The 10,223-nt window shown below is 55.4% G+C and carries 6 protein-coding genes; all 6 read left to right on the top strand.

Features of this window, described 5'->3' with window-relative positions; genetic code table 11:
• On the top strand, window positions 1–322 hold a 322-nt coding region (gene rplK / locus B2R48_RS09705), incomplete at its 5' end, for a 50S ribosomal protein L11 (protein ID WP_296999633.1).
• 4 nt (window positions 323–326) lie between these two features.
• Window positions 327–1,025, top strand: coding sequence for a 50S ribosomal protein L1 (gene rplA / locus B2R48_RS09710; RefSeq protein ID WP_062955408.1), 699 nt, complete (start codon window positions 327–329; stop codon window positions 1,023–1,025).
• Window positions 1,026–1,307: 282 nt separating this feature from the next.
• A complete protein-coding gene (gene rplJ, locus B2R48_RS09715; RefSeq protein ID WP_062955409.1) occupies window positions 1,308–1,826 on the top strand; it encodes a 50S ribosomal protein L10 in 519 nt (172 codons plus the stop codon).
• 55 nt (window positions 1,827–1,881) lie between these two features.
• Window positions 1,882–2,259: a 50S ribosomal protein L7/L12 gene (gene rplL / locus B2R48_RS09720; protein ID WP_062955410.1), complete on the top strand. Its 378-nt coding sequence runs from the start codon at window positions 1,882–1,884 to the stop codon at window positions 2,257–2,259.
• A gap of 378 nt (window positions 2,260–2,637) precedes the next feature.
• Window positions 2,638–6,804 carry a DNA-directed RNA polymerase subunit beta gene (rpoB, locus tag B2R48_RS09725; protein WP_062955411.1) on the top strand — a complete coding sequence of 1,389 codons (4,167 nt, stop codon included), beginning with the start codon at window positions 2,638–2,640 and terminating at the stop codon, window positions 6,802–6,804.
• A gap of 108 nt (window positions 6,805–6,912) precedes the next feature.
• Window positions 6,913–10,223 (top strand): DNA-directed RNA polymerase subunit beta' (gene rpoC, locus B2R48_RS09730; protein ID WP_296999641.1); only part of this gene is annotated, 3,311 nt, incomplete at its 3' end.

A 10,223-nucleotide genomic window follows, 5' to 3' on the forward strand; every position in this document is an offset into this window, starting at 1 on the left:
GGAATTCTGCAAGGCGTTCAACGCAGCGACCCAGCAGATGGAACCTGGTATGCCGATTCCGGTCGTCATCACCGTTTATTCCGACCGTTCCTTCTCCTTCATCACCAAAACCCCGCCGGCATCCTACTTCCTGAAAAAGGCAGCAGGCATCGCCAAGGGTTCCGGTACCACCGGTAAAGGTTATGTTGGTAAAGTAACCAAAGCACAGGTCAAAGAAATCGCAGAAGCCAAAATGGCTGACCTCAACGCATTTGACGTTGATGGCGCGATGGCAATGATCGAGGGCTCTGCCCGTGCGATGGGTCTCGAGGTTGTGGAGTAAGACGATGGCCAAGACTGGTAAACGCCTTGCCCAGGCCTATGAGGGCATCGACCGTAACACCCAGTACGAACTCGCAGCTGCTGTGAAGCTCGTCAAAGAAGGTGCAAAAGCCAAATTCGATGAAACCATCGAAATGGCGATGAACCTTGGTGTTGATCCGCGTCACGCTGACCAGATGGTCCGTGGTGTTGTTTCCCTGCCGCATGGTACCGGTAAAACCATGCGCGTTGCTGTCTTCGCAAAAGAAGCCAAAGCAGAAGAAGCCCAGAAAGCTGGTGCAGACGCTGTTGGCGCCGAAGACCTGATGGAAGCAATGCAGAAAGGCGATCTGAACTATGATCGCGTTATTGCAACCCCGGACATGATGGCTGTTGTCGGCCGTCTCGGTAAGGTTCTTGGCCCGCGCGGCCTGATGCCGAACCCGAAACTCGGCACCGTTACCATGGATGTTGCGACCGCCGTATCCGACGCAAAAGCTGGCCAGGTCCAGTTCCGCGCCGAGAAGAACGGTATCGTTCATGCAGGTATCGGCAAGGCATCGTTCAGCGAAGAACAGATCCTTGAGAATGCAAAAGCATTCGTGAACGCGATCGTAAAAGCAAAACCGACCGGCGCAAAAGGTGTTTACCTGCAGCGCGCTGCGATCAGCTCCACCATGGGTGCTGGCGTTAAGCTGTCGATTGCTGACATCGCGTCGAAGTAAGAATTTTTCGAATTCTGACCGGTCTTCGGGCCGGTCAGGACCGGAGAGGGCTCAGTGCCCTCTCTACCTGTCTGTCCCAGACTGCAGGTGAGTGAGATTTGTCACTCTTAATTTCCTGCATAGGCAGAGGTTCCGGTTCTTAGGTTTTCCCCGTCGGGGATTCACACAAGGCTTGAACATCTGGCAAACGGACGGGCGTAACAGACCGGTTCGAAAGGACAGGTCACGTCTGTGAACCTCCTTGTGGGGTTCAGGGCAACAAGCAATGTCGGAGACTTAAAAGTGAACCGCGATGATAAACAACAGTTCGTAGCAGAGATGCGCGAAGTGTTCGAAGGTTCGGAAGGCGTGATCATCACCCAGTACAAAGGGTTGACGGTCTCGGAAATTACCGATCTTCGTGCGCAGATGCGTGATTCTGGTGCGGGCTTCAAGGTCACCAAAAACCGGCTTACGCGACTTGCTCTGGAAGGCACCAAATTTGCTGGTCTTGCAGACTACTTCACCGGCCCGACCGCGATTGCCTATTCGGCAGATCCGGCAGCGGCCGCGAAAGTAGCTTCGAAGTTCGCAAAATCCAACGAGAAGCTTGTGCTTGTCGCTGGTGCTATCGGCGAACAGGTTCTGGATGAGCAGGGCGTTAAAGCTCTGGCAGAACTGCCGTCGCTGGACGAACTTCGTGGCAAGCTGGTGGGTATGATCCAGACCCCGGCACAGCGTATCGCTACGCTGACCTCCAAGCCGGCGGGCCAGATCGCCCAGGTGCTGAAGGCATATGCCGACAAAGGCGAAGCCGCGTAAACCAAACTAATCAGATATCCCGGATATCTAAGTTCAAGCCTAGGAGTATAGTAAAATGGCCGATCTTAAGGCACTCGTTGAAGAGCTTTCCAAGCTCACCGTTCTTGAAGCTGCAGAACTTTCCAAAATGCTCGAAGAAGAGTGGGGCGTTTCTGCCGCTGCTCCGGTAGCTGTTGCTGCTGCTGGTGGCGCTGCTGCCGGTGGCGAAGCTGCTGAAGAAAAAACCGAATTTGACGTCGTTCTGACCTCTGCTGGTGACAAGAAAATCAACGTCATCAAAGAAGTCCGCGGCATCACCGGTCTTGGCCTCAAAGAAGCCAAAGAACTGGTTGAAGGCGCTCCGAAAGCCGTCAAAGAAGGCGCTGCTAAGGACGAAGCCGAAGAAATCAAGAAGAAGCTGGAAGAAGCCGGCGCAACCGTCGAACTCAAGTAATCGACGGCTTCTTGCCAAGGTCTGGGTCGGCGTCCTTTGGGCGCCGACCCTTCCGTCTCTGTGCTTCCCGGCAATCGTGTCAGGTGGGTGCAGCGGCGCGAACAGGAATTTAACGGTTGACGCTGCCAAAGGTAATCGTACATAACGTAAGGCCGTTTAGGTCAGAGGTTATCTTTGACGGCGTCGACAGCCGAGGGATCAGTGATCTCAATCAAGTTGGATGTCAAATAACATCCACGGTCATAATCAAGTGAACGCCCGCCCCGTACGGGGCTCGGGCGTCGTTGTGCTGTATGCGTTTTGTGCGACTCGCAAGCGCGGCAGAGCAGGGACGAACGAGTTCGGACGGTGTGGGGAGGCGCGATTAAAGGAACGATGATGGATAAGTCCTTTACTGGTCGAAAGCGCATCCGCAAAAGCTTTGGACGGATCAGCGAAGTCGCTCCGCTCCCGAACCTCATCGAGGTTCAAAAGAATTCCTACGATAAGTTTTTGCAGACCGGAATCTCGCAGGAGCAGCGGGACGATGCAGGTCTTCAGGAAGTATTCAAGAGCGTCTTTCCGATTAAAGATTTTTCGGAACGCGCAACTCTTGAATTTGTTTCGTATGAGCTTGAGCAGCCCAAATACGATACCGAAGAGTGTCGCCAGCGTGGCATGACCTTTGCCGCACCGCTGCGTGTAACTCTGCGCCTGGTTGTCTGGGATATCGACGAGGACACGGGCGCACGCTCGATCCGCGATATCAAAGAGCAGGACGTCTACATGGGCGACATGCCGCTCATGACCGAACACGGTACCTTTATCGTGAACGGCACCGAGCGTGTGATTGTCTCCCAGATGCACCGCTCGCCGGGTGTCTTCTTCGACCATGACAAGGGCAAGAGCCACAGCTCGGGCAAATACCTGTTTGCCGCACGTGTCATTCCGTATCGTGGTTCCTGGCTCGATTTCGAATTCGATGCAAAAGACATCCTGTATGTCCGTATCGACCGTCGCCGCAAACTGCCGGCGACCACGCTGCTGATGGCTCTTGAAAACGAAGAGTCCGAACAGCTGCGTGCACAGCGTGCCGAAGAAGGCCGCTCTGTCGATCCGTCGGAAATCGAAGGTCTGACCCCGGAAGAAATCCTCAACTATTACTATGATTCGGCTGAATACCGCCGCACCAAGGATGGTTGGGTCACCGATTTCACCGTGGACCGTTACATTGGCCAGAAGCTTGTCTTCGATCTTATCGATGCCAAAAGCGGCGAAGTTGTCGCTGCTGCCGGTTCCAAGATCACCAAGCGTTCCGCCAACAAGATCACCGAGCAGGGCGTCACCGAGATTCTCGTACCGGAAGATCAGCTCAATGGCTGGTTCATGGCCGACGACCTTATTGACGGCGAAACCGGTGAAATTCTGGCAGAAGCCGGCCACGAACTGACCGAGGAAGTGTTCGAGCAGCTGAAAGAATGGGGTGTTGATTCCGTTCGTCTGCTCATGATCGACCACAACCAGGTTGGTCCGTATCTGCGCAACACCATGGCGCTGGACAAGAACAGCAACCGCGAAGAAGCCCTTGTGGACATCTATCGCGTGATGCGCCCGGGCGAACCGCCGACCCTCGAGGGTGCGGAAGCCATGTTCAAGGGCCTGTTCTTCGATGCAGAGCGTTACGATCTTTCGGCCGTGGGGCGCGTGAAGATGAATGCGCGTCTTAACCTGGAATGCGAAGACACCGTTCGCATCCTGCGTCGTGAAGACATTCTGGAAGTCGTCCGTGTTTTGATCGACCTGAAAGACGGTCGTGGCGAGATTGACGATATTGACCACCTCGGTAACCGTCGTTTGCGTTCGGTTGGCGAGCTGATGGAAAACCAGTTCCGCGTTGGTCTGTTGCGTATGGAACGTGCGATCCGCGAGCGTATGAGCTCGGTCGAGATCGACAACGTCATGCCGCATGACCTGATCAATGCCAAGCCGGTTGCGGCTGCTGTACGTGAATTCTTCGGCTCCTCGCAGCTGTCGCAGTTCATGGACCAGACCAACCCGCTTTCGGAAATTACCCACAAACGCCGTCTTTCGGCGCTTGGTCCGGGTGGTTTGACCCGTGAGCGTGCTGGCTTTGAAGTGCGTGACGTTCATCCGACCCACTATGGTCGTATCTGCCCGGTTGAAACGCCGGAAGGTCCGAACATTGGTCTGATCAACTCGCTGGCGACCTTTGCACGTGTCAACCAGTACGGCTTCATCGAAAGCCCGTACCGCAAGGTTGTCGACGGTAACGTCACCGCAGAGGTTATCTACCTCTCGGCGATCGAGGAAGGCCGTTATGTCATCGCACAGGCAAACGAACCGCTTAACGCTGACTTCAGCTTCACCAACGAACTGATCAACACCCGTAAGGCCGGTGACCACTACATGGCCCGCTCCGAAGAGATCGACCTGATGGACGTCTCGCCGAAGCAGCTGGTATCGGTCGCATCCGCGCTCATTCCGTTCCTTGAGAACGATGACGCGAACCGCGCCTTGATGGGCTCGAACATGCAGCGTCAGGCGGTTCCGTTGATCCGCTCTGAAGCTCCGTATGTCGGGACCGGCATGGAAGTTCCGGTGGCACGTGATTCGGGTGCAACCCTGATCGCACGCCGTGACGGTGTTGTTGAATCTGTTGACGCGACCCGTATGGTTATCCGCGCAACGGGTGACATTGCCGCATCGGAATCGGGTGTCGATATTTACACCCTGCTGAAATACCAGCGTTCCAACCAGGGCAGCTGCATTAACCAGCGTCCGCTGGTGAAAGTTGGCGATGTTGTCCAGAAGGGCGATATCATCTCGGATGGTCCGTGTACCGATATGGGTGAACTGGCTCTCGGCCGTAACGTGCTCGTCGCGTTCATGCCGTGGAACGGTTACAACTTCGAGGATTCCATCCTTCTGTCCGAACGTATCGCCCGTGATGACGTCTATACCTCGATCCACATCGAGGAATTCGAAGTCATGGCCCGCGATACCAAGCTCGGCCAGGAAGAAATCACCCGTGATATTCCGAACGTCGGTGAAGAAGCGCTCAAAAACCTCGATGAGGCGGGCATTGTCTACATCGGTGCGGAAATCAAGCCGGGCGATATCCTTGTTGGTAAGGTAACGCCGAAGGGCGAAAGCCCGATGACGCCGGAAGAAAAACTTCTGCGTGCCATCTTCGGTGAGAAAGCATCTGACGTTCGCGATACCTCGCTTCGTGTCCCGCCGGGTCAGTTCGGTACCATTGTTGAAGTCCGCGTGTTCTCGCGTCGTGGCGTTGACAAGGACGAACGTGCTCTGGCCATCGAACGCGCCGAGATCGAACGTCTCGCACAGGACCGCGATGACGAACGCGCGATCCTTGAGCGTAACTTCTATGGTCGTCTGCAGAACCTTCTGGTTGGCCAGAAACTGGTTGATGGTCCGAAGGGCCTGACCGGTGAACTGACCGAAGAAAGCCTGTCGGGTGTTGCCCGTGGCCTTTGGCGCCAGATCGCTGTCGCAGATGACAATGTCATGTCTGACATCGAAGCTCTGAAAAAACAGTTCGAGGAATCGATCGCTGTTCTTCAGGCCCGCTTCGATGACAAGGTCGACAAACTGCAGGCCGGTGACGAACTGCCGCCGGGCGTGATGAAGATGGTCAAAGTCTTCGTCGCAGTTAAACGTAAAATGCAGCCGGGTGATAAAATGGCCGGCCGTCACGGGAACAAGGGTGTCGTATCGCGCATTATGCCGGTCGAAGACATGCCGCACCTCGAAGACGGTACGCCGGTCGATATCGTTTTGAACCCGCTGGGTGTTCCGTCGCGTATGAACGTCGGCCAGATCCTTGAAACCCACCTTGGTTGGGCATCACGTGGTCTGGGTGAACAGATCGGCGATCTCGTCGATGCTGTTGCCGATGGTCGTGGCGAGATGGATGACCTGCGCAGCAAGCTTAATGATGTCTATGAAGGCGAAGAATACGTCGCTGGCATCAAAGAGCTTTCTGATGGCGAAGTCATTGAACTTGGTAACAACCTGCGTCGCGGCGTCCCGATGGCCACCCCGGTCTTCGACGGTGCCCGTGAGCCGGATGTTGTTCGTATGCTTGAAAAAGCAGGCCTTGATGGTTCTGGCCAGGTCGACCTCTATGACGGTCGTACCGGTGAGAAATTCCATCGCAAGGTGACAGTGGGCTATATCTACATGCTCAAACTGCACCACCTGGTCGACGACAAGATCCACGCACGTTCGATTGGTCCGTACTCTCTTGTTACCCAGCAGCCGCTGGGTGGTAAGGCGCAGTTCGGTGGCCAGCGTTTCGGGGAGATGGAAGTGTGGGCACTCGAAGCTTACGGTGCTGCATACACCCTCCAGGAAATGCTTACGGTCAAATCGGATGACGTTTCGGGCCGTACCAAGGTCTACGAAGCCATTGTTCGCGGCGAAGACACCTTCGAAGCCGGCATTCCGGAATCCTTTAACGTTCTCGTTAAAGAACTCCGTTCGCTTGGCCTCAATGTCGAGCTTGAGCAGAACGATTTCTAAGTGTTTGGCTGACAGGGGTGCCCGTTCGGGCATCCCGGTCACCAAATCGCATCTTTCGGCCTGAAATTGGCGAAACCCGGCGAGACCGGGCATAGCGGGAGAGCCTTTATGAACGAGTTGATGAAGATCTTCGGGCAGCCGCAGGGCACCCAGAGCTTCGATCAGATCCGGATTCAGATTGCCAGCCCGGAGCGTATCCGCTCCTGGTCGTTCGGCGAGATCAAGAAACCGGAAACCATCAACTACCGGACCTTCAAACCGGAGCGCGACGGCCTGTTCTGTGCGCGCATTTTTGGTCCGGTGAAGGATTACGAATGCTTGTGCGGCAAGTACAAGCGTATGAAGTATCGCGGCATTATCTGTGAAAAATGCGGCGTCGAAGTGACTCTGGCCAAAGTACGTCGTGAACGTATGGGCCACATCGAACTGGCGGCACCTGTTGCCCACATCTGGTTCATGAAGTCGCTGCCGAGCCGTCTGGGTCTGCTGCTGGACATGACGCTCAAGGATCTTGAGCGCATCCTGTACTTCGAAAACTATGTGGTTATCGAACCGGGCCTGACCCCGCTCAAGATGGGTGAGCTCCTGTCCGAAGACCAGTACATGACCGCCCAGGAAGAATATGGCGAAGACAGCTTCCGCGCCGGCATCGGTGCAGAAGCCATCCGCGATATGCTTTCGGCGATCGACCTTGATGAAGAACGCGAAACCGCGAAAATCGACCTCAAGGAAACCAATTCCGAAGCTAAGCGCAAGAAGCTGGTCAAGCGTCTCAAGCTGATTGAGGCCTTCCAGGAATCCGGCGCACGCCCGGAATGGATGATCCTTGAAGTGATCCCGGTTATTCCGCCGGAACTGCGCCCGCTGGTTCCGCTGGATGGTGGTCGTTTCGCGACTTCGGATCTGAACGATCTGTATCGCCGTGTGATCAACCGTAACAACCGTTTGAAGCGCCTGATCGAGCTTCGTGCGCCTGATATCATCGTGCGTAACGAAAAACGTATGCTTCAGGAATCGGTTGATGCGCTGTTTGACAACGGCCGTCGCGGTCGTCCGATCACTGGTGCCAACAAGCGTCCGCTCAAATCGATGTCGGATATGCTCAAAGGCAAGCAGGGTCGTTTCCGTCAGAACCTTCTGGGTAAACGCGTCGACTATTCCGGTCGTTCGGTTATTACCGTGGGTCCGAACCTGAAACTGCATCAGTGCGGTCTGCCAAAGAAAATGGCGCTCGAACTGTTCAAGCCGTTCGTTTACGCGAAGCTGGAACTGTACGGGATGGCCACCACCATCAAGGCTGCAAAGCGCATGGTGGAAAAAGAGCGCGCCGAAGTTTGGGATATCCTCGAACAGGTTATCCGTGAACACCCGGTCATGCTCAACCGTGCACCGACGCTGCACCGTCTTGGTATTCAGGCGTTCGAGCCGACCCTGATCGAAGGTAAGGCCATCCAGCTGCACCCGCTCGTTTGTACTGCGTTCAACGCGGACTTCGACGGTGACCAGATGGCTGTCCACGTACCGTTGTCGCTTGAAGCCCAGCTTGAAGCACGTACCCTGATGATGTCGACCAACAACATCCTGTCACCGGCATCGGGTAAACCGATCATCGTGCCGTCGCAGGATATCGTCCTTGGTCTGTACTACATCTCCATGGAGCGTGATGGTCAGCCGGGCGAGGGCATGTCGTTTGTCAACATCGCCGAGATCGAGCAGGCTCTGGATGAAGGTGTTGTAAACCTCCATTCCAAGGTGAATGCCCGTTATCATACGGTTGATGAAAACAACGAACCGATCACCGTTCGTGTTGCGACGACCCCGGGCCGCATGTTGCTGTCGGAACTTCTGCCGCGTCATCCGCGCATTCCGTTCTCGACCATCAACAAGCTGCTCACCAAGAAAGACGTCTCGAACGTTATCGACGTCGTCTATCGTCACTGTGGCCAGAAAGAGACCGTTATCTTCGCTGACCGCATGATGGGCCTTGGTTTCAACTGGGCATGTAAAGCCGGTATCTCCTTCGGTAAGGATGACATGATCATTCCGGAAGCCAAGGAAACCCTGGTTGGCACGACCCATGAAAAGGTCAAGGAATACGAGCAGCAGTACCAGGACGGTCTCATCACCCGTGGTGAGAAATACAACAAGGTTGTTGACGCCTGGGCACAGTGCACCGACGACGTTTCCGAAGCGATGATGAAAGTCATCTCGGCGACGGCAGAAGGTGACAATGTGAACTCGGTTTACATGATGGCGCACTCCGGTGCCCGTGGTTCTGCCGCCCAGATGCGTCAGCTGGCTGCTATGCGTGGCCTGATGGCGAAACCGGATGGCTCGATCATTGAGACGCCGATTATTTCGAACTTTAAAGAAGGCCTGACCGTGCAGGAGTACTTCAACTCCACTCACGGTGCTCGTAAAGGTCTTGCTGATACCGCACTGAAAACGGCGAACTCGGGTTACCTTACCCGTCGTCTCGTTGACGTGGCCCAGGACTGCATCATCACCCAGCATGATTGCGGTACCGACCGTGGCCTCGACATCGCAGCAGTCGTCGACTCCGGTGAGGTTATCGAAACCCTGTCTGATCGTATCCTCGGTCGCTTCACCGCCGACGAGATTGTCAATCCGTCGACCGGCGAAGTCATCGTGCCGAAGAACGAGATGGTCGAAGAAGACCACCTTGATGTGATCGAAAAGGCAGGCGTCGAAATGGCGCGTATCCGTTCGGTTCTGACCTGTGATGCGGAAACCGGTGTTTGCGGCCACTGCTACGGTCGTGACCTGGCCCGTGGTACCACGGTCAATATCGGTGAAGCTGTCGGTGTTATTGCCGCACAGTCGATCGGTGAACCGGGTACCCAGCTGACCATGCGTACGTTCCACATTGGTGGTGCCGCGCAGCGTGGTGCAGAAGTTTCCGGCGTCGAAGCAAACTTCGATGCCACCGTGAAACTGAAAAACCGCGCGGTTGTCGAGAACTCGTCTGGCGTGAACATCGTCATGGCGCGTAACCTCGAGATCCTGCTGATCGACAAGACCGGTCGCGAACGTGCGAAATACCGCGTTCCGTATGGTGCGAAACTTCTGACCGATGAAGGCGCGCAGGTTACCCGTGGCCAGAAACTGGCTGAATGGGATCCGTACACCCTGCCGATCATCACCGAGAAAGAAGGTTACGTGAACTATGTCGACCTTCTCGAGAACGTAACCATTCGCGAAGTCTATGACGAAGCGACCGGTATCGCCTCGAAAACGGTTATCGACTGGAAGAGCATGCCGAAGGCATCTGACCTCAAGCCGCGCGTTACCCTGCGTAACGAAAACGGCGAGGTCATCAACCTGGATAACGGTCTTGAAGCCCGTTACTTCCTCTCGGTTGATGCTATTCTCTCGGTCGAGAACGGTCAGAAGGTCGC

Origin of the sequence: Thalassospira sp. UBA848, from assembly GCF_002295455.1 — a bacterium.
Classification (GTDB): Bacteria; Pseudomonadota; Alphaproteobacteria; order Rhodospirillales; family Thalassospiraceae; genus Thalassospira.

What these genes read in the sequence shown, in the direction of transcription:
- rpoB (WP_062955411.1), top strand. Translation starts at nt 2,638, where the DNA reads ATGGATAAGTCCTTTACTGGTCGAAAGCGCATCCGCAAAAGCTTTGGA.
- rplL (WP_062955410.1), top strand. Translation starts at nt 1,882, where the DNA reads ATGGCCGATCTTAAGGCACTCGTTGAAGAGCTTTCCAAGCTCACCGTT.
- rplA (WP_062955408.1), top strand. Translation starts at nt 327, where the DNA reads ATGGCCAAGACTGGTAAACGCCTTGCCCAGGCCTATGAGGGCATCGAC.